At 68.1% G+C, this 18,140-nt stretch carries 20 protein-coding genes; 11 read left to right on the top strand and 9 right to left on the bottom strand.

Annotated features, from left to right (window positions below; translation table 11 throughout):
- Positions 1–24: 24 nt before the first annotated feature.
- Together ASE83_RS04625 and ASE83_RS04620 are read left to right on the top strand one after the other, a co-directional pair.
- Complete coding sequence (locus ASE83_RS04625; protein ID WP_055784214.1) at positions 25–1,353, top strand: Nramp family divalent metal transporter; 1,329 nt, start codon at positions 25–27, stop codon at positions 1,351–1,353.
- 171 nt (positions 1,354–1,524) lie between these two features.
- A complete protein-coding gene (locus tag ASE83_RS04620; protein WP_055784212.1) occupies positions 1,525–2,472 on the top strand; it encodes an NAD(P)H-dependent flavin oxidoreductase in 948 nt (315 codons plus the stop codon).
- A gap of 9 nt (positions 2,473–2,481) precedes the next feature.
- Here ASE83_RS04620 and ASE83_RS04615 read toward each other — a convergent pair whose 3' ends face one another.
- Positions 2,482–2,940, bottom strand: a complete 459-nt coding sequence (locus tag ASE83_RS04615; RefSeq protein ID WP_055784210.1) for a DUF1465 family protein — start codon at positions 2,938–2,940, stop codon at positions 2,482–2,484.
- Between the two features lie 82 nt (positions 2,941–3,022).
- On the bottom strand, positions 3,023–3,220 hold the full coding sequence (locus ASE83_RS04610) for a DUF465 domain-containing protein (protein WP_055784209.1): 198 nt from the start codon (positions 3,218–3,220) through the stop codon (positions 3,023–3,025).
- 20 nt (positions 3,221–3,240) lie between these two features.
- Between ASE83_RS04610 and ASE83_RS19055 the strand changes: the two genes are divergently transcribed.
- Positions 3,241–3,528, top strand: coding sequence for a YdcH family protein (locus tag ASE83_RS19055; protein WP_055899496.1), 288 nt, complete (start codon positions 3,241–3,243; stop codon positions 3,526–3,528).
- Between the two features lie 46 nt (positions 3,529–3,574).
- Here ASE83_RS19055 and dksA read toward each other — a convergent pair whose 3' ends face one another.
- The 3 genes from dksA to ASE83_RS04590 all read right to left on the bottom strand — a co-directional run bounded on the left by dksA (position 3,575) and on the right by ASE83_RS04590 (position 5,798).
- On the bottom strand, positions 3,575–4,042 hold the full coding sequence (gene dksA, locus ASE83_RS04600) for an RNA polymerase-binding protein DksA (RefSeq protein WP_055784205.1): 468 nt from the start codon (positions 4,040–4,042) through the stop codon (positions 3,575–3,577).
- A gap of 67 nt (positions 4,043–4,109) precedes the next feature.
- Positions 4,110–5,264 carry a hypothetical protein gene (locus ASE83_RS18865; RefSeq protein WP_055784203.1) on the bottom strand — a complete coding sequence of 385 codons (1,155 nt, stop codon included), beginning with the start codon at positions 5,262–5,264 and terminating at the stop codon, positions 4,110–4,112.
- A 102-nt stretch (positions 5,265–5,366) separates the two neighbouring features.
- Entirely contained in the window at positions 5,367–5,798 is a 432-nt protein-coding gene (locus ASE83_RS04590) for a host attachment family protein (protein ID WP_055784201.1), read from the bottom strand.
- Positions 5,799–5,895: 97 nt separating this feature from the next.
- Here ASE83_RS04590 and serS point away from each other — a divergent pair, with 97 nt between their 5' ends.
- From serS to ASE83_RS04565, 5 genes are all read left to right on the top strand, one after another.
- A complete protein-coding gene (gene serS / locus ASE83_RS04585; RefSeq protein WP_055784200.1) occupies positions 5,896–7,173 on the top strand; it encodes a serine--tRNA ligase in 1,278 nt (425 codons plus the stop codon).
- Between the two features lie 64 nt (positions 7,174–7,237).
- A complete protein-coding gene (locus ASE83_RS04580; protein ID WP_055784536.1) occupies positions 7,238–8,314 on the top strand; it encodes a M23 family metallopeptidase in 1,077 nt (358 codons plus the stop codon).
- A complete protein-coding gene (locus ASE83_RS04575; protein ID WP_055784198.1) occupies positions 8,311–9,321 on the top strand; it encodes a potassium channel family protein in 1,011 nt (336 codons plus the stop codon). Before ASE83_RS04580 ends, ASE83_RS04575 begins: the two co-directional genes overlap by 4 nt.
- Positions 9,322–9,428: 107 nt before the next feature.
- Complete coding sequence (gene rimO, locus ASE83_RS04570) at positions 9,429–10,760, top strand: 30S ribosomal protein S12 methylthiotransferase RimO (protein ID WP_055784533.1); 1,332 nt, start codon at positions 9,429–9,431, stop codon at positions 10,758–10,760.
- Positions 10,761–10,935: 175 nt separating this feature from the next.
- Complete coding sequence (locus tag ASE83_RS04565) at positions 10,936–12,318, top strand: leucyl aminopeptidase family protein (protein WP_055784196.1); 1,383 nt, start codon at positions 10,936–10,938, stop codon at positions 12,316–12,318.
- A 143-nt stretch (positions 12,319–12,461) separates the two neighbouring features.
- On the opposite strand, the gene ASE83_RS04560 is transcribed toward ASE83_RS04565, so the two are convergent.
- Positions 12,462–13,913: an ATP-binding protein gene (locus ASE83_RS04560; RefSeq protein ID WP_055784194.1), complete on the bottom strand. Its 1,452-nt coding sequence runs from the start codon at positions 13,911–13,913 to the stop codon at positions 12,462–12,464.
- Between the two features lie 93 nt (positions 13,914–14,006).
- Here ASE83_RS04560 and ASE83_RS04555 point away from each other — a divergent pair, with 93 nt between their 5' ends.
- Entirely contained in the window at positions 14,007–14,432 is a 426-nt protein-coding gene (locus ASE83_RS04555; RefSeq protein WP_082443085.1) for a ribosomal maturation YjgA family protein, read from the top strand.
- Here the strand turns inward: ASE83_RS04555 and ASE83_RS04550 are convergent.
- The 3 genes from ASE83_RS04550 to ASE83_RS04540 are packed head-to-tail and all read right to left on the bottom strand — an operon-like array spanning position 14,357 to position 16,745.
- Entirely contained in the window at positions 14,357–14,683 is a 327-nt protein-coding gene (locus tag ASE83_RS04550; RefSeq protein ID WP_055784192.1) for a 2Fe-2S iron-sulfur cluster-binding protein, read from the bottom strand. The two genes, ASE83_RS04555 and ASE83_RS04550, sit on opposite strands and share 76 nt — an antisense overlap.
- Positions 14,680–15,786 carry a cysteine desulfurase family protein gene (locus ASE83_RS04545; protein WP_055784530.1) on the bottom strand — a complete coding sequence of 369 codons (1,107 nt, stop codon included), beginning with the start codon at positions 15,784–15,786 and terminating at the stop codon, positions 14,680–14,682. Before ASE83_RS04545 ends, ASE83_RS04550 begins: the two co-directional genes overlap by 4 nt.
- The gene (locus tag ASE83_RS04540) at positions 15,783–16,745 is read right to left on the bottom strand and encodes a cysteine desulfurase family protein (protein WP_055784527.1); all 963 of its coding nucleotides are present in this window, start codon (positions 16,743–16,745) and stop codon (positions 15,783–15,785) included. Before ASE83_RS04540 ends, ASE83_RS04545 begins: the two co-directional genes overlap by 4 nt.
- Before the next feature lie 128 nt (positions 16,746–16,873).
- Here ASE83_RS04540 and ASE83_RS04535 point away from each other — a divergent pair, with 128 nt between their 5' ends.
- A complete protein-coding gene (locus tag ASE83_RS04535) occupies positions 16,874–17,530 on the top strand; it encodes an alpha/beta hydrolase (RefSeq protein ID WP_055784189.1) in 657 nt (218 codons plus the stop codon).
- Positions 17,531–17,708: 178 nt separating this feature from the next.
- Complete coding sequence (locus ASE83_RS04530; protein WP_055784187.1) at positions 17,709–17,957, top strand: hypothetical protein; 249 nt, start codon at positions 17,709–17,711, stop codon at positions 17,955–17,957.
- Positions 17,958–18,140 lie beyond the last annotated feature (183 nt).

Below are 18,140 nucleotides of genomic sequence, written 5' to 3'. Positions count from 1 at the left end.
GCCTGACATTCGGGAGCGTATCGCATGGCCCCTCCGACCAGCGCCGACGCTCCCGAACGGCGCCCCAGCCTGCCGGGATCGTTCCGCACGATCCCGGTGCCGGCGGGTGCGGGGCAATTCTGGCGCAAGCTCGGCGCGTTCGCCGGTCCCGGCTATCTGGTCGCGGTCGGCTATATGGACCCCGGCAACTGGGCGACCGACATCGCCGGTGGATCGGCGTTCGGCTATACGCTGCTGTCTGTCATCCTGTTGTCGAACATGATGGCGATGGTGCTGCAATCGCTGTCGGCGAAGCTGGGCATCGTCACCGGCCTCGATCTCGCGCAGGCGTGCCGCGAATATTATCCGGCCCCCATCCGCTGGGTGCTATGGGTCCTGTGCGAACTGGCGATCATCGCCTGCGATCTGGCGGAGGTAATCGGCACCGCCATCGCCCTGCAACTCTTGTTCGGCATTCCGCTGGTCTGGGGCGTCTGCATCACCGCGGTCGACGTAATGCTGATCCTGCTGCTCCAGCAATATGGCTTTCGCAAGCTGGAAGCGTTCATCGTCGCCTTGCTGGTGGTGATCGCGGGCTGTTTCGCGGTCGAGCTGTTCCTGGCGCAGCCGTCGCTCGCCGCCATCGCCGGCGGGATGATCCCCACGACCGAGATCGTCACCAATCCGGCGATGCTCTACATCGCGATCGGCATCCTCGGCGCGACGGTGATGCCGCACAATCTCTACCTCCATTCCTCGATCGTGCAGACGCGCAGCTTCGATCGCAGCGTGGAGGGGCGGCGCGAAGCGGTGAAGCTCGCGACGATCGACAGTTCGATCGCGCTGATGCTCGCGCTGTTCATCAACGGATCGATCCTGATCCTTGCCGCCGCGACCTTCCACACCGCCGGGCGCACCGACGTCGCGGAGATTCAGGACGCCTATCAGCTGCTGACCCCGATGCTGGGTGCCGGGGCCGCCAGCATCCTGTTCGCGGTGGCGCTGCTCGCCTCCGGCCAGAACTCGACGATCACCGGCACGCTCGCCGGGCAGATCGTGATGGAAGGCTTCCTCAACATCCGTCTGCCCGCCTGGTTGCGCCGCATCGTCACCCGCCTGCTCGCCATCATCCCCGCCGTCGTCGTCGCCAGCCTGTATGGCGAGAGCGGGACCGCGCAGTTGCTGATCGCCAGCCAGGTCGTGCTGAGCCTCCAGCTGCCGTTCGCCGTCTATCCGCTCGTCCGCTTCACCGGCGACCGGGGAAAGATGGGCGACTTCGCCAACCGCCCGGTGCTGGCCTTGGCCGCCTGGACGATCTGTGCGGCGGTGATCGTGCTGAACTCGGTGCTGCTCTATCAGGTCGTCTCCGGATAAGCCGCTTGGTCGATCGGCCCGTCGCATGTGCAGCGGCCTGTCCGATGCGCCGAAGGTCGGCATCGTGCCCGATTGCTTCTAGGCATCGACGCCGGTGAACGGATCGATCCCGGCACGGCACCTGTCGGCCTGACCACTGGACAGCGAACATGGTTGCGCTATGAAACTCATATGGCGCTTCCTCCCTTGTTCGACAGGCTGACGATCCCGGTCATCGGGTCGCCGCTGTTCATCATCTCCGGTCCCGATCTGGTGATCGCGCAATGCAAGGCGGGGATCGTCGGCTCCTTTCCGGCGCTGAACGCGCGACCCCAGGCGCAGCTCGACGAATGGCTGCACCGGATTACCGAGGAACTGGCGGCGCACGACCGTGCCCATCCCGATCGTCCCGCCGCGCCCTTTGCCGTCAACCAGATCGTGCATCGCTCGAACGACCGACTGGAAGCGGACCTGACCACCTGCGCCAAATGGAAGGTGCCGATCGTCATCACCTCGCTCGGCGCGCGCGAGGATCTGAACACCGCCGTCCATGGCTGGGGCGGGATCACGCTGCACGATGTCATCGACGATCGCTTCGCACACAAGGCGGTGGAAAAGGGCGCCGACGGGCTGATCCTCGTCTGCACCGGTGCCGGCGGCCATGCCGGGCGGCTGAACCCGTTCGCCTTCACACAGGAGGTGCGCCAATGGTTCGACGGCCTGCTGGCCCTGTCGGGCGCGATCGCTAATGGCGGCGCGGTGCTGGCGGCGCAGGCGGCGGGGGCCGATCTGGCCTATATCGGCTCGCCCTTCATCGCTACCGCAGAAGCCAATGCGGTGAACGCGTACAAGCAGGCGGTGGTAGATGGCCGCGCAGGCGACATCGTCTACAGCAATTTGTTCACCGGAGTGCACGGCAATTATCTGCGCGCGTCGATCGTGGCGGCAGGGCTCGACCCAGATGCCCTGCCCGACAGCGACGCCTCCGCCATGAACTTCAGTTCGGGGGCCAAGGCGTGGAAGGACATCTGGGGTGCGGGCCAGGGGATCGGCGCGGTCGATGCCGTCGCCCCCGCCGCCGACCGGATCGCGCAACTGACCGAGGAATATCGCGCCACCCGCAGCCGACTGCTGGGATAAAGGCTACCGCTACAACTGCATCGCCAGACGTTCGAACATCGCCCGCGCCGGACTGGCCGGCGGCGGGCTGGTCTTCGACCGTTCGATCCGTTCGGCACGGCGATACAGGTCGATGCTGGCACGGATCAGCGCCTGCGTGGCCGACGGCATCGTCGCCAGCACCGCGTCCTCGGTCACCGGCGACGTCGCCAGCGCCCGCAGCGGATCGTCGTCCAGATCGGCGGCAAGCTCGCCCGCATCGATCGCACGCTGCGTCAGCAGCCAGGCGATGACATGCATCAACCGGGTGGTGATCTTCAGCGACTCGCACGACAGCACAACCCGCGCCATCGGGTCGAGCAGCGCCCGATCGCCCTGCCCCGCATCGTTGAAATAGGATCGCGCCTCGTCGGCCAGCAGCATGGCTTCGACATAGAGGGAGTCGATCAGTCGGCGATGAACGACCGCCCCGGTTCCGGATGCTTCCATAACCCCGTCGATGCCATGCGGGCCGGCGGGACGACAAGAGCGTGATCGCCGGCAACCGTCCCTGAACGCGACGGTTTGGACCTCACGCGATGATGTCGGGGATCAACTGGTCCTCGATCGCCGCGATCTCGTCGCGCAGGCGCAGCTTTCGCCGCTTCAGCCGGGCGAGTTGCAGCTGGTCGGCCTGCGCCGCCGTGGCCAACGCGGCGATGGCGTCGTCGAGGTCGCGATGCTCGATCCTGAGCAGCCCCAGTCGATGTTCGAGATCCGATTCGTCCATGGGCCGGCACTTTCGCTTGGGTGCAGGTCGCTGGCAACGGCCTGTCGGTCATTTTCGCACGTCGCGTCGAAAATGACCCAACGGGCATGGCGACAATCGGGGCCGGCTGTGTTCTATTCATTCCCCCAACAGCCAAGCAGGAGGATGCAACGATGCAGTCTGCCCACCTCAACGCCCTCGAAGCGAAACATGCGACGCTCGATCGTCAGATCGCAGCGGAAGCGCAGCGCCCCTCGCCCGACCAGTCGCTGCTGTCCTCGCTCAAGAAACGCAAGCTGATGGTTAAGCAGGAGATGACAGCAATCTGACGCTCCCCGCGCGCGGGGTCGGCGCCGGCCCCGCGCATCCCTATCCTCAATCTTCGCGCGAAACCTTTTCCTGCCGTTCGTGTCGGCTCTGCGCCTCGACCGTCATCGTCGCGATCGGACGTGCTTCCAGACGGCCCAGCGCGATCGGTTCGCCGGTCACTTCACAATAGCCATATTCGCCATCGTCGATCCGACGCAGCGCCGCCTCGATCTTCGCGATCAGCTTGCGCTGCCGATCGCGGGTGCGCAGTTCGATCGAGAAATCGGTTTCGCTCGACGCGCGGTCGGTCAGGTCGGCCTCACGCAGCGATTCATTCTGCAGATGCGACAGCGTATCCTGCGCCTCGCGGTGGATGGCGTCTTTCCAGGCAAGCAGCTTTGCGCGGAAGTAGGCCTGCTGCCGGGGGTTCATGAACGGTTCGTCCGCATGGGGACGATATCCGGTGCCATCGTCGTTCGCCGGCGGCGGTGGCATATCGAGAGGTTGTTTCGTGTCGCTCAAAACCGTGGCCATCCCCATGTCTCCGCCCGGGGGCATCCCTCTACGAAACCGTGGGGTCGCCCTCTCTAGTCCCGCGCGCCTATATCGAGCGGGGGGCGGCTCCACAAGCGCTGCGAAGCGAAGGACCATCCGTATGCCACGCAAATCGCAGCATTCGATCGATGGCAGTGTCGTCTCTCGTCCCTTTACGGCACGTTAACCGTATCGAACCGCTGGCGCGAAACGCGTTTCGGAAATATGACCCCGCTATTAGGGTCGTCATGGCGTGAACTTTACGGTTTCTTTCGCCTTGGTGATGCAGGACACACCGATACGTTGTCTTCGGATGCGCGTTCGGGGTCTTTTGGGAAGAGTGGTGCGGAATGTCGGTAAAGATGGCATTGGCGAAACTGTGCGCATGTGCCTGCGGCGGCGCCGTCATCGGCGGCGGGGCGGTCCATGTTGCCGAATCGTCGCATAACCGCGAAATCACCAAACGGGCGATCACCAAGCGCGCCATCACAAAGCGGGTCGCCGCCCGCCCGGCACCCAAGCGAGTCGTCAAGCGCATCGTCACCCGCACGAAGACGGTGTGCGCGCCGACGGTAGTGACCGTCGCCAGCCAGGCGGACCCCGTGCCGTTGCCCCCCGCCTTTATCGGTGCGGAAATGCCGCAACTGTCGGGTGGGGGCTTTGGTCCCGGCCCGGTGCTTGTCGGTGGTACCGGCGGTGGCGGCATCGGCGGCGGCTTCTTCGCCGGGGGTTTCTTCGGCGGGGGCGGCTCGGGCGGCGGGTCGAGCGGGATCGTCGTGTCGTCGACCTCCAGCACCAGCGGCTCCACCTCCACCTCGGCCGGCGGGTCGTCGACCAGCACCGGTGGCGTGTCGAGCACCAGCAGCACGTCCTCCGCATCGGGTGGCAGCAGCGGGAACGTCTCCACGTCGACCTCGGCGGGCGGCAGCAGCGGCAACGTCTCCAGCTCGTCCAGCGGCAATGTCTCGACCTCGTCGAGTGGCAACGTGTCGACGTCTACCTCGTCGAGCGGCAATGTCTCGACCTCGACCTCTTCGAGCGGCAACGTGTCGACCAGCACCTCGTCGGCTTCCTCGGCATCGACCAGTGCGTCCACGTCCTCGGCGTCGTCTTCCTCCACGTCGTCGTCGTCGAACGGCGATACACCTCCGGGTCCGCCGACGCCGGTGCCCGCACCACCGATGCTGCTGCTGTTCGGCGGGGCCGCCGCCGCGCTGGTCATGCGCAAGCGGTTCGCACGCAAGGCGACCGGCGAAGCCGCCTGATCCGATCCGACCGACACCAGAACGGACCGCGGGGAGACATCCCCGCGGTCCGTTCTCGTTCAGGCGTTCGCGATCAGCTTTTCGATCTGGTCGACCGGATGGCCGGTCAGGTCCTTGTCGAGTTCACCCGTCAGCTTGTCGCTGACAGCCTTGTGATAATGCTTGCGCATCTCGCCCAACGTCTTGGGCGGGGCGACGATGATGAGCGATTCGAACTCGTTGGCCAGCGCGCGCTTGCGTAGCAGGTCCGCTGCCTCCGCCGCGAACCGGTCCTCGGCCTGCTGGTGGAAATCGACCTCGCCCATGGTGCCGCCGGTGGTTGACGATGCCTGACCCGCCGCATCGGTCTTCTGGTGGCGATCCGCCGGGTTCGCCTGCAGCTTCTGATCCTCGACGATCAGGTTCGGGTTTTCCGCATCGCCTTCGTTACGGAAGAACAGCATCTTCCGACCGTCCGCGACCAATATGCAGGCGTCATGGGGAATCCGCATTGTCCATCTCCTTATGGCTTTGTGGGCGACTGAACGCGTCATTGGGCGCGGCGGTTGCGGGCTTGCATGGCTTCGCGTGCCTCGCCATAGCCCGGCCATGCACGATATCCGCCTGATCCGCGACGATCCCGCCGCCTTCGACGCCGCCCTCGCCCGCCGGGGCCTCGACCCGCAATCGACCGAGATCGTGGCACTGGACGAGCGCCGTCGCGCACTGCTGACCGAGGTGCAGGTGGCGCAGGCCCGCCGCAACGAAGCGTCGAAGGCGATCGGCGCGGCCAAGGCGAGCCGCGACGAAGCCACCGCCACCGCGCTGATGGCCGAGGTCGCCGCGCTCAAGGAACGGATGCCTGCGATCGAGGCAGAGGAAGCACAGCTGGGCGAGGAACTGAACGCCACGCTGGCGTCGATCCCCAACCTGCCGCTGGGCGACGTGCCGCAGGGCGCGGGCGAGGAGGAGAATGTCGTCGAAAAGACGGTAGGCGATCCGACCGCCTTCGGTTTCGATCCCGCCGAACACGACACGATCGGCCCCGCCATCGGCCTCGACTTCGAAACCGGGGTCAAGCTGTCGGGCGCGCGCTTCACGCTGGTCCGGGGGGCCGCCGCCAAGCTGCACCGGGCGCTCGGCCAGTTCATGCTCGACACGCTGACCGGCATCCATGGCTATGAGGAAGTGGTGCCGCCGGTGCTGGTGCGCGGCGACGCGCTGTACGGCACCGGACAGCTGCCGAAGTTCGCCGAAGACCTGTTCAGGACGACCGGCGACCATTGGCTGATCCCGACCGCCGAGGTGTCGCTGACGAACATCGTCGCAGGCGAAATCCTCGCCGAACGCGAACTGCCGCTGCGCTTCACGGCGCTGACCATGTGCTTCCGTTCCGAGGCGGGAGCGGCCGGGCGCGACACACGCGGCTTCATCCGCCAGCACCAGTTCGAAAAGGCGGAAATGGTGTCGATCACCACCCCCGACCAGTCGGACGCGGAGCATGAGCGCATGACGCAGGCGGCGGAGGATATTCTGAACCGCCTCGTCCTCCCCTTCCGTCGGATGAAGCTGTGCACCGGCGACATGGGCTTTTCGGCGGCGCGCACCTACGACCTCGAAGTATGGCTGCCGGGGCAGCAGCGCTATCGCGAGATCTCGAGCTGCTCGACCTGCACCGATTTCCAGGCGCGCCGCATGAACGCACGGTATCGACCGGAGGGGGAGAAGGCGACGCGCTTCGTCCATACCCTCAACGGATCGGGACTGGCGGTCGGACGGACGTTGGTCGCGGTGCTGGAAAACTATCAGCAGACCGACGGGTCGGTCGTCGTTCCCGACGTCCTGCGCCGCTATGTCGGGCAGGATGTGCTCACCCCCAGGGGCTGACGGCTTTTCCACGGCCGCCGGGATGATTAAGGTCGCGTTCGGGATGGGACGCAAGGGGGCGGCAATGGGGTTGAGAATCCGGGGCGCGGTGGCGCTGATCGTCATGGGCGCGGCTGGCGGGTGCATCCCCGCCTCGCCCGGCTACGACCCCGCCCCCGCCTTGCCGCAGGCACCACCCGTCGCCGCGCCCGGCACGCCGCCGGCGACCAAGCCGCAGGGGGATGGCGTCACCGCGCTCCCTTCCCCGCCGCCGGCATGGGAGGCGCGGCGCGTCAACGCCAACGCCCGCACCATTGCCGAAAGCGCCTATGTCGTGCGTCCGGGCGACACATTACGCGGCGTGGCCAATGCCACCGGTGCCGGATCGGAAGCGATCGCCCGCGCCAATCTCCTGCCCGCCCCCTTCACCATCCGCACCGGACAGCGGCTGACCATTCCCGGCGGCCGCTATCACACGGTGCATGAGGGCGAGACCGGGATCGCCATCGCCCGCGCCTACGGCGTCGACTGGTCGCGGATCGTCACCGCCAATGCGCTGAGCGAACCCTATATCCTGCGCACCGGGCAGCGTGTCCTGATCCCCGGCGACGCATCGCCGCGTTCGGCCGCCGAGCGGGCCGCCGCGTTCCGGCTCGACATCGACGACATCCTGACCGGCGGCGAACCCGCGATCCGGCCGAACGAGCGGCCGGCGGTCGCCGTCACTTCCCCGCGTCGGGTCCTGCCGTCGACCGCTGCCATCGCCGCGCCGACCACCACGCCCGGCACCTTCGCCTGGCCGGTCGACGGCCGCCTGTACAAGCGCTTCGGCGCCGGCGCGAGCGGGGAGCGGAACGACGGGATCAAGATCGCCGTACCGATGGACACGCCGATCGGCGCGGCGGCGGACGGCACCGTCGCCTATGTCGGGACCGGCGTACCGGGGCTGGGCGGCGTCGTCATCGTCCGCCATGGCGGCGGCCTTACCACCGTATACGGCCATGCCAGCCAGTTGCTGGTCCAGCGCGGGCAGGCGGTGAAGAAGGGGCAGAAGATCGCCCTGTCCGGCGATTCCGGCTTTGCCGACCGGCCGATGGTGCATTTCGAAATGCGATCGGGCCGCACCCCGATCGATCCGCTCGCCCGGCTGCCGCGGCGGTGAAGGCGCCCGCCCGGCGGGCGATTCTGCGCCAGTCGTCGCCCTTGCCGGTCTGGGCGTCGATCCTATGGCGGGTGGTCGCGGTGCTGGGGCTGGTCGGCATCGCGATCGGCGTGCACTGGTTCGACCGCGACGGGCTGCGCGACAATTATGACGGCGCGGTCAGCTTCATCGACGTCATCTATTTCACGATGATCTCGATCACCACGACCGGCTATGGCGATATCGCGCCGGTCACCGAACGCGCCCGGCTATTCGATGCGTTGATCGTTTCGCCGATCCGGGTGTTCGTCGTGCTGCTGTTCATCGGCACGACCTATCAATTCGTCCTTCGGCGCAGTTGGGAGCGTTGGCGCATGGCGTTGTTACAGGAAAAGCTGACCGGCCATATCGTCGTCGCCGGGTTCGGCAAGACCGGGTCGGAGGCGGTCGACGAACTGATCGCTCGGGGCGAGGATGCCCGCGCTATCGTCGTGATCGATCCGCTCGCCGCCAATATCGACGCCGCGCAGAAGCTCGGCTGCATCGTGCTGCAGGCCGACGCCACCCGCGACGCGACGCTGAACGATGTCTGCGTCACAAGGGCACGGGCGATGATCGTCGCGACCGGCCGCGACGATACGTCGATACTGGTGACGCTCACCGCCCGCCACCTCGCGCCCGACCTGACGATCAGCGTGATCGTGAAGGCGGAGGACAACGAATTTCCCGCCCGTGCCGCCGGGGCGACGACGGTCATCAACCCGGTCAGCTTTGCCGGCCTGTTGCTCGCCGGGTCGTGCAAGGGGCCGCACATCGCCGACTACCTGCTCGACCTCGCCTCGATCGGCGGACCGGTGGCCCTTGCCGAACGCCCGGTCGCCCCGCACGAGGTCGGCCAGCCGCTGTCGTCGATCACGACCGGGCTGGGGCTGCGCGTCTATCGCGGCGACGGCAAGCTGCGCTTCGACAGCCCCGAAGCGCAATGCCTCCAGCGCGGCGACATGATCGTGGAAGTGGTCACCCGCTGACAGGCGCGCGGGGTGCTACGCCGGCCATCGGCGCGGCGCGCCCGTAATCGCCACAAGGTCCGCTGCCCCTATCATTTTTCACTAAAATCGCTATGTCCGCCGCGATCATGGCAACTCGTCTTCCCTCGCCCCCCCGTGTCGGGATGGTTTCGCTCGGCTGTCCCAAGAACCTTGTCGACAGCGAACGCATCCTGACCAAGCTGCGCAGCGACGGCTATCAGATGTCGCCCGACTATGCCGGGGCCGATGTCGTGCTGGTCAACACCTGCGGCTTTCTCGATTCCGCCAAGGAGGAATCGCTGGAGGCGATTGGCGAGGCGATTGCCGAAAACGGCCGCGTCATCGTCACCGGCTGCATGGGGCAAGAGGCGGATACGATCCGCGCCCGCTTCCCGCAGGTACTGGCCGTCACCGGCGCGCATCAATACGAACAGGTGGTCGAGGCGGTCCACGAAGCCGCCCCGCCGATCCCCTCGCCGTTCGTCGATCTGGTCCCCGAAAGCGGGCTGAAGCTGACCCCACGCCACTACAGCTATCTGAAGATTTCCGAGGGCTGCAACCACCGCTGCTCCTTCTGCATCATCCCGTCGATCCGGGGCGACCTGATTAGCCGCCGCCCCGATGCAATCCTGCGCGAAGCGGAAAAGCTGGTCGCGGCGGGTACGAAGGAACTGCTGGTCATCAGCCAGGACACCTCGGCCTACGGCATCGACATCCGCCGCGAGCCTCGGACGTGGAAGGGGCGCGAGGTCGTGCCCCACATGACCGATCTGGCGCGCGAACTGGGCCGGATCGCGCCATGGGTGCGGCTGCACTATGTCTATCCCTACCCCCATGTCGACAGCGTCATCCCGCTGATGGCCGAGGGGCTGGTGCTGCCCTATCTCGACATTCCGTTCCAGCACGCCTCGCCCAATGTGCTGAAGGCGATGAAGCGCCCGGCGAACGACGCGAAGGTGCTGGAGCGCCTGCGCGGCTGGCGGGAAATCTGCCCGGACATCGCGATCCGCTCGTCCTTCGTCGTCGGTTTCCCGGGCGAGACCGAAGCCGATTTCCAGTATCTGCTCGACTGGCTCGACGAAGCGCAGCTCGACCGCGTCGGCGCGTTCCGCTTCGAACCTGTCGAAGGCGCCGCCGCCAACGCGCTGCCCGATCCGGTGCCGGAAGCGGTCAAGGAAGAGCGCTACGCGCGGATCATGGAAAAGACCGCCGCGATCTCCGCCGCCAAGCTCGCCGCGAAGATCGGGCGGACGATCGACGTCATCATCGACGAAGTGGGCGACGAAGGCGGCGCGACCGGCCGCAGCACCGCCGATGCGCCGGGGATCGACGGCGAAGTCTTCCTGCGCGATGCCGGCCATCTGGCCCAGGGCGACATCGTGAAGGTCGAGGTCGAGGACGCCGACGAACACGATTTGTACGGCGTGCCGCTGATCTAAAAATCCTCCCCGGCACGGGGAGGGGAACCAGCCGAAGGCTGGTGGAGGGGGGTGTCCCTGCAACGCAACCGTGGTGGATGCCGACACCCCCCTCCACCATCCGCTGCGCGGACGGTCCCCCTCCCCGTGCCGGGGAGGATTGCACTTCCCGATAGGACAGTCATACACCCACCCCATGACACCGACGATTACCGCCGACCGGGGGCAGGACGCCCACACCCTCCACCTGATCGACCCCGCCGGCTTCGACGGCTGGCTTACCCGGCAGCCGCCGCGCATCCGCGCCGCCGTCACGGCCCAGCGCCTGACCGCGAAGCCGGGCAAGACCGCGACCCTGCCCGGCGAACAACCCGATGACTGGTCGGTCATCACCATCGTCGCCGACACCGCTGCGTTGTCCCCCTGGTGCCTCGCCCATCTCCCGGCACAGCTTCCGCCCGGCAGCTACCGCCTCGCCGCCGGCACGCCGGGCGCGGCCAAGCTCGGCTGGGCGACCGCGCAATATCGCTTCACCCGCTATCGCAAGGCGGAGGACGACGCCCCGCGCATCCTGCTGTCGCGCGATCCGGCGCAGATCGACGAGGCGCTGCGCCAGGCGGCCGCCACCGCCCGGGTCCGCGATCTGGTCAACACCGCCGCCGCCGATCTCGGCCCCGCCGAACTCGCCGCCGAAGCGAAGGCGCTGGGCGAGGCGCATGGCGCAACCGTCACCGCCACCGCCGGTCGCGACCTCGAAACCGGCTATCCGATGATCCATGCGGTCGGAAAGGCCGCCGCCAAGGGTCGCGAACCGCGCCTGATCGAACTTGGCTGGGGCAACCCGGCGCACCCGAAGGTCGCGCTGGTCGGCAAGGGCGTCTGCTTCGACAGCGGCGGGCTGGACATCAAGCCGTCGGCGGGGATGCGGCTGATGAAGAAGGACATGGGCGGCGCGGCCCATGCCTTGGCGCTGGCCGGACTGGTGATGGAAACCCACCTGCCCGTCCGCCTCCACCTGCTGATCCCGGCGGTCGAGAACAGCGTGTCGGGCGACGCCTTTCGCCCCGGCGACGTGCTGAACAGCCGCAAGGGGCTGACCGTCGAGAACACCAATACCGATGCGGAAGGACGCCTGATCTTGGGCGATGCGCTGACCCGCGCCTGCGAGGAAGCGCCCGAACTGCTGATCGACTTCGCGACCCTGACCGGCGCCGCGCGCGTCGCGCTGGGACCCGACCTGCCTGCGACCTTCACCGATGACGAAGCGCTCGCCGCCGACCTGCTCCGGGCCGGAATGGCGGAAGGCGACCCGCTGTGGCGGATGCCGCTCTGGGACGGCTATGACGACATGCTCAAGTCCGACATCGCCGACATGGTCAACGCACCCGAGGGCGGCATGGCCGGCGCGGTCACCGCCGCGCTGTTCCTGCGCCGCTTCGTGACGCCCGGCACGGTCTGGGCGCATCTCGACACCTTCGCATGGCGGGCAAGCGCGAAGCCCGGCCGGGCGAAGGGCGGCGAGGCGTACGGGCTACGCGCGGCATGGCGGTTGCTGAAGGACCGATACACGCGGCCCTAAGCTCCTCCCCGCTGCGCGGGGAGGGGGACCAGCCGCAGGCTGGTGGAGGGGGCTGGCCACGCAACGCAACCGTCGTGGATGCCGACACCCCCCTCCACCACCGCTTCGCGGCGGTCCCCCTCCCCGTACCGGGGAGGACTTCGCTACGCCGCCTCCGCCGCCTCCGTCGTCCACCCCAGATGCGGCAGCGCGATCGACCGCTTGCCCGCCAGATCGATGCGACACACCATCAGGTCGCGCCCCTCGATATAGGCCAGCATCCGCTTCACCCGGCCGAGCGAGCTGGTGCCGTAGGTCCGCGCGATCTCCGCGTCGCTCGGGCACGGCCGTCCCTCCCGCGCCGCGCGCGCGATCAGCATGAACGCGCCCAGCATGTCGTCGGGCAGGACGTCGGCGATCGCCAGCGCCTGCGCCCATTCCGCGTCCGGCGCGTCATAGATCCCGGCGCGCGCGCAGGCCAGCCGCCGGGTGAACGCCGGCAGGTCCAGCGGCGGGCGGGCCAAGCCGACCATGCGGCAGCGCACGTCGAAATCCTGATACAGCACCGCCGCCGCGCGCTGCTGCTCGCCCTCATCCTCGACCAGCGCGCGCAGCACGTCGGCGACGATGCTGTCGGTTTCATCCGCCGACCGTTCGGGCAGGTCGGGCGCGACGTTGGGCCGCGGCGGCGCGGCGATCGCCGCCTCCACCGCCTCGGGCGGCGCGACGTGGCGGATCGGCGGTCCCAGCGGCAACATCGCCTCGACCGGGGCCAGCAACAGCCCTTTGATATCAGCGACCGGCGCGGTCGGCAGCGGGGTCAGCTTGGGACTGCCGCTGCGCGCCGACGTCTGCACCGGCCCGATCTTGATCGACAGCGGCCGCCGCGACACCGCCGGCCCCAGCGCGAGGAAATGGCCACGCTGCAGGTCGCGGATCGCCTCCGCCTGACGCCGCTCCATGCCCAGCAAGTCGGCGGCGCGCGCCATGTCGATGTCGAGGAAGGTGCGCCCCATCAGGAAGTTCGACGCTTCCGCCGCGACGTTCTTCGCGAGCTTCGCCAGCCGCTGCGTCGCGATCACGCCGGCAAGGCCGCGCTTGCGTCCGCGACACATCAGGTTGGTCATCGCCGACAGCGATGCGCGGCGCACTTCCTCGACCACCTCGCCGCCACCCGCCGGCGCGAACAACTGTGCCTCGTCGACCACGACCAGCGCCGGATACCAATGCTCGCGCGGCGCATCGAACAACGCGTTGAGGAACGACGCCGCGCATTTCATCTGCCCCTCGGCCTCCAGCCCCTCAAGGCTCAGCACCACCGACGCGCGATGTTCCCGCGCGCGGGTGGCGAACTTGGCCACTTCGCGCTCGCTATGGTCTGCCGCCTCGATCACCACATGGCCGTACGCGCCGGCCAGCGTCACGAAATCGCCCTCCGGATCGATCACCACCTGCTGCACATGGCCCGCGCTGCGCTCCAGCAACCGGCGCAGCAGATGCGACTTTCCCGACCCGGAATTACCCTGCACCAGCAGGCGGGTGGCCAATAATTCTTCGAGATCAAGGGGAACGGTCTTGCCCGCCGGGTCCGTCCCCATATCGACGTTCACGGTCATCGCGGGTCTTTAGGGCGTAGGGCCATGTCGGGGCAAGCGGTTGCATCGCGGCCCATCGCACGCCATGGCACGGTCGGGTTCGGGGGAAACACGATGCGGTTCGACACGCGCTATGCCGCGCTGACGCTGGCGCTGTTGCTGACGGAGATCGCCATCGCGCTGTTCGTCCGCGACGCGATCGTCCGCCCCTATGTCGGCGATGCGCTGGCGGTGGTGCTGGTCTATGCCGGGCTGCGCACCATCACCCGGCTGGACGTGCTCCCCGCCGTGCTGCTGGCGCTGGCCACCGCGATCGTGATCGAGTTCGGCCAGTATTTTCACCTGCTCGATCACATCGGCCTGGCGGGCAATCGCTGGGCGCGGATCATCCTCGGCAGCGGGTTCGACCGCCGTGACTTCGTCGCCTATGCCGCCGGGGCGCTGATCGTTCTGCTGGCCGAACGCTACCGCCGCGCATCCCGCGCCGCTGCGGGCACACGTACCGTCAGGTCGCCAAACGATTCGTCCAGCACGATCTGACACGCCAGCCGGCTGGTCGCGACCGCGCCCTCGGCGAAATCCAGCATGTCCTCTTCCTCCTCGCTGGCGGCGGGCAGCCGCGCGAAATCGGCCGGATCGACGATGATGTGACAGGTCGAGCACGCCATCTGCCCCCCGCATGTTCCCTCCAGCGGCAGATCATACGCCTGTGCCAGATCGAGCAGCCGGTCGCCCGCCGCCCCCCGTGCCTCCTCCACCCGGCCATCGGCACGCACGAAGCGGACGATCATCGCCGCTGCCCCCGCGCGGCCCGGTCGATCGCCTGCAATGCCTGCACCAGTTCCTCCTCGGTGGTATAGCGTCCAAAGCCGATCCGCACCGACGACCGCGCCTCGCGCTCGGTCAGGCCCAGCGCGCGCAGCACATGGCTGCTGCGTCCCGATCCGCTGGAACAGGCCGATCCGGCGGAAAAGGCGATGTCGCGGCATTCGCTCATCAACCGGGCGACATCCAGTCCATCCATCCGGACGTTCAGGTTGCCGTGCCAACGCCGATCCTCGCTTCCGTTCAGCACCCAGTCCGCACCCGACAGGATCGCCCGCGCCGCCGCCCACAGCCGCCCGGCCTGCGCGCGATCCTCCTCGCACAGCAGCGTTGCCGCCACCCCGAACCCAACGCACAACGCGGGGCTGAGCGTGCCGGATCGCAGGCCGCCCTCCTGCCCGCCGCCATGCAGGATCGCCGCTGGCTCGCGACCGTCGCGCACCCACAGCGCCCCGATCCCCTTGGGGCCATAGACCTTGTGCGCCGACACCGCGATCAGGTCGTAGGCATCGACCGGCAGGTCGACCCGCCCGAACCCCTGCACCGCGTCGCAGAACATGACCGCACCCGCCGCCCGCGCCAGCTCGCCCAGCCACGCGATCGGTTGCACCACGCCGATCTCGTTATTGACCAGCATCGCCGCGACGATCGCCGTGCGGCCGTCGATCGCGGCCATGGCGGCGTCCCGATCGACCAGCCCGTCGCGTGCCACCGGCAGGACCACCACCTCCGCCCCCCGCGCCGCCAGTGCCTGCACCGTGTCGAGGACGCAGGCATGTTCGGTGGCGATCGTCACCACCTTCGGCCGCTGTGCGCGCAGCCGCTCGAAGGTGCCGGCGATCGCCCAGTTCGCCGCCTCGGTCGCGCCGCTGGTGAAGAACAGCCGCCCGCCGGTCGCGCCCAGCGCCGCCGCCACCTGATCGCGCGCGACCTCGACCACCGCCTTGGCGCGCCGGCCCTCGCGATGCGGCGAATGGGGGTTGGCATGGCTGTCGCGCAGCCACGGCACCATCGCCTCGAACGCCTGGGGCGCAAGCGGGGTCGTCGCCTGATAGTCGAGATAGGTCACGCCATCGCCCTCCATGCGGCGGCGAAGGCGTCGACCTCTTCGGCCGTCGTGGTCCAGCCGAAACTGACCCGGATCACCTCGCTCGCCGCCTTGGTATCCATGCCCATGGCGGACAGCACATGGCTGGTCTTCAGCGTTCCCGACGAACACGCACTCCCCGCCGACACCGCGAAGCCCGCCGAATCGAGCCGCATCAATTGCGCCGCCGCCGACCGTCCGGGCAGGCGATAGGCGGCAATGGTCGCGATCCGGGGCGACGCATCGGCCACCACCTCGCCCCCGCCCGCACGGATCGCCGCATCGAGCCTTGCCCGCAACAGTGCCGCCGCCTCGAACCAGTCGCGCGGCGCCTCCAGTGCAGCGGCGAAGCCCAGCGCGCCGGGCAGGTTCTCCGTTCCGCCGCGATACCCCTGCTCCTGCCCCCCGGTCGGCGTCAGCAGCGCAAGGTCGCGCACCAGCAGCGCGCCGATCCCCGGCGGCCCGCCCAGCTTGTGCGCCGACACCACGATCAGGTCGGCGGACGGCAGCGGCAGTTTGCCCGCGCTCTGCGAACAATCGGCCACCAGCACACCCGCACACGCCGCCACCGCCGCAAGCGGTTGCATCACGCCGGTTTCGCTATTGGCCGATTGCACCGCCACGCGCCGCGCCGGAGGCAGCGCAGCAAGGTCGATCAATCCGTCCGCCCCCACCGGCACCCGCTGCTCGCCGGCGATGCGCAGCACCGCATCATGCTCGACGCTCGCCGCAGCCGCATCACGCCCGCGCAGCGCGATCGACAGCGCCTCGCTCGCCCCGCTGGTCAGGATCACCTCGCCGTCCCAGTCCAGTGCCGCCGCGATCCGCGCACGCGCATCCTCAAGCACCCGCCGCGCGGCGCGACCCTCGGCATGGGGGCTGGACGGATTGGCCCAGCGCGCCATGCCCTCGGCCATGGCGGCGATCGCTTCGGGCCGCATCGGGGTGGTCGCGGCATGGTCCAGATAGATGCGGGTCGTCAAAACACTTCCGTTCCGATTGCGTGCGCCTATATAGCCGCGAACGCCATTTGCGCCATCAGCGCGCCCAGATCATAGCAGGACGTCCCATGCCCGAAGTCATCTTCCCCGGTCCCGAAGGTCGACTGGAGGGCCGTTTCGCGCCCGCGCCGCGCCCGCGCGCGCCCGTCGCGATGATCCTGCACCCCCATCCGTCGTCGGGCGGCACGATGAACAACCGCATCGTGCAGGAACTCTACAAGACGTTCCAGCGTCGCGGTTTCGCCACGCTGCGCTTTAACTTCCGCGGCGTGGGCAAGAGCCAGGGGACGTTCGACAACGGCGTCGGCGAACTGTCGGACGCCGCCTCCGCGCTCGACTGGGTGCAGAGCTTCCACCCCGAAGCGCAGACGACCTGGATCGCGGGCGTCAGCTTCGGCGCGTGGATCGGGATGCAGTTGCTGATGCGCCGCCCGGAAATCCGCGGCTTCATCTCGATCGCGCCGCCCGCGAACATGTACGACTTCACCTTCCTCGCGCCCTGCCCGTCGTCGGGCATCATCATCCAGGGCGATGCGGACGAGGTGGTGACGCCTGCCGCTACCCAGAAGCTGGTCGACAAGCTGCGCACCCAGCGCCACATCACGATCCATCACGACACGATCCCCGGCGCCAACCACTTCTTCCAGAACGAAATGCCCGAACTGATGGGCAGCGTGGACAAATATCTGGACATGCGCCTGGACCCGAACTCGCCGATCAAGTGAGGCTGGCGCGAGCGGATCAGCAAGGCTAATCCGCGCCTCGCACGCCAGCCCGGCCGGCGGCGCAATCGCGCCGACCGACGACGCGGCTTCGCCGCGTCGCGCGAGCACAGAATAAGATGCTTGCCCTATTGCAAACCCGGCATAGACTGGCGGCATCTCCTCCATCCGGATGTCCACCATGCTGACCCTGTTCCTGCTCGCCGCCACGCTGCAAGCCCCCGCCCAGCCCGCCGCCGAAAAGCCCAAGCCCGAAAAGAAGATCTGCCGTCGCGATGCCGCGACCGGATCGATCATGACGATGCGCACCTGCCGCACCGCGGCCGATTGGGCGAAGGTCGACGCGGATGCGGCCGACGCCACCGCCGAGGCGCTGCGCCAGCGCTCGAACGCCGGAACGTCGATGAATTCTACCCGCGACGGTTCCTGATTAGCCTATCAATCTAGCGACATTCCACTGCCAGCGCGGATTGCGGCGCAGGCGACCAGCGCTTGTGTAATCTGCTTTATGACGGCTGGTAGAATCTCGGGCGCAACCAAGGGCGGACCGACATTCATCGGCCTATCGTCACCCCGGACTTGTTCCGGGGTACACCGAGTCCCAGTCGCGGAC

Source organism: Sphingomonas sp. Leaf32, assembly GCF_001421765.1.
In the GTDB taxonomy this organism is placed as follows: Bacteria; Pseudomonadota; Alphaproteobacteria; order Sphingomonadales; family Sphingomonadaceae; genus Sphingomonas.
The sequence above is the reverse complement of the archived record's forward strand: the minus strand, read 5'-3'. Positions and strand labels throughout refer to the sequence as shown.

Coding starts and splice junctions, on each gene's coding strand:
- ASE83_RS04625 (WP_055784214.1), top strand. CDS start 25: ATGGCCCCTCCGACCAGCGCCGACGCTCCCGAACGGCGCCCCAGCCTG.
- ASE83_RS04620 (WP_055784212.1), top strand. CDS start 1,525: ATGGCGCTTCCTCCCTTGTTCGACAGGCTGACGATCCCGGTCATCGGG.
- ASE83_RS04615 (WP_055784210.1), bottom strand. CDS start 2,940: ATGGAAGCATCCGGAACCGGGGCGGTCGTTCATCGCCGACTGATCGAC.
- ASE83_RS04610 (WP_055784209.1), bottom strand. CDS start 3,220: ATGGACGAATCGGATCTCGAACATCGACTGGGGCTGCTCAGGATCGAG.
- dksA (WP_055784205.1), bottom strand. CDS start 4,042: ATGGCCACGGTTTTGAGCGACACGAAACAACCTCTCGATATGCCACCG.
- ASE83_RS18865 (WP_055784203.1), bottom strand. CDS start 5,264: ATGACCAGCGCGGCGGCGGCCCCGCCGAACAGCAGCAGCATCGGTGGT.
- ASE83_RS04590 (WP_055784201.1), bottom strand. CDS start 5,798: ATGCGGATTCCCCATGACGCCTGCATATTGGTCGCGGACGGTCGGAAG.
- serS (WP_055784200.1), top strand. CDS start 5,896: ATGCACGATATCCGCCTGATCCGCGACGATCCCGCCGCCTTCGACGCC.
- ASE83_RS04580 (WP_055784536.1), top strand. CDS start 7,238: ATGGGGTTGAGAATCCGGGGCGCGGTGGCGCTGATCGTCATGGGCGCG.
- rimO (WP_055784533.1), top strand. CDS start 9,429: ATGGCAACTCGTCTTCCCTCGCCCCCCCGTGTCGGGATGGTTTCGCTC.
- ASE83_RS04565 (WP_055784196.1), top strand. CDS start 10,936: ATGACACCGACGATTACCGCCGACCGGGGGCAGGACGCCCACACCCTC.
- ASE83_RS04560 (WP_055784194.1), bottom strand. CDS start 13,913: ATGACCGTGAACGTCGATATGGGGACGGACCCGGCGGGCAAGACCGTT.
- ASE83_RS04555 (WP_082443085.1), top strand. CDS start 14,007: ATGCGGTTCGACACGCGCTATGCCGCGCTGACGCTGGCGCTGTTGCTG.
- ASE83_RS04550 (WP_055784192.1), bottom strand. CDS start 14,683: ATGATCGTCCGCTTCGTGCGTGCCGATGGCCGGGTGGAGGAGGCACGG.
- ASE83_RS04540 (WP_055784527.1), bottom strand. CDS start 16,745: ATGCGGCCCGAAGCGATCGCCGCCATGGCCGAGGGCATGGCGCGCTGG.
- ASE83_RS04535 (WP_055784189.1), top strand. CDS start 16,874: ATGCCCGAAGTCATCTTCCCCGGTCCCGAAGGTCGACTGGAGGGCCGT.
- ASE83_RS04530 (WP_055784187.1), top strand. CDS start 17,709: ATGCTGACCCTGTTCCTGCTCGCCGCCACGCTGCAAGCCCCCGCCCAG.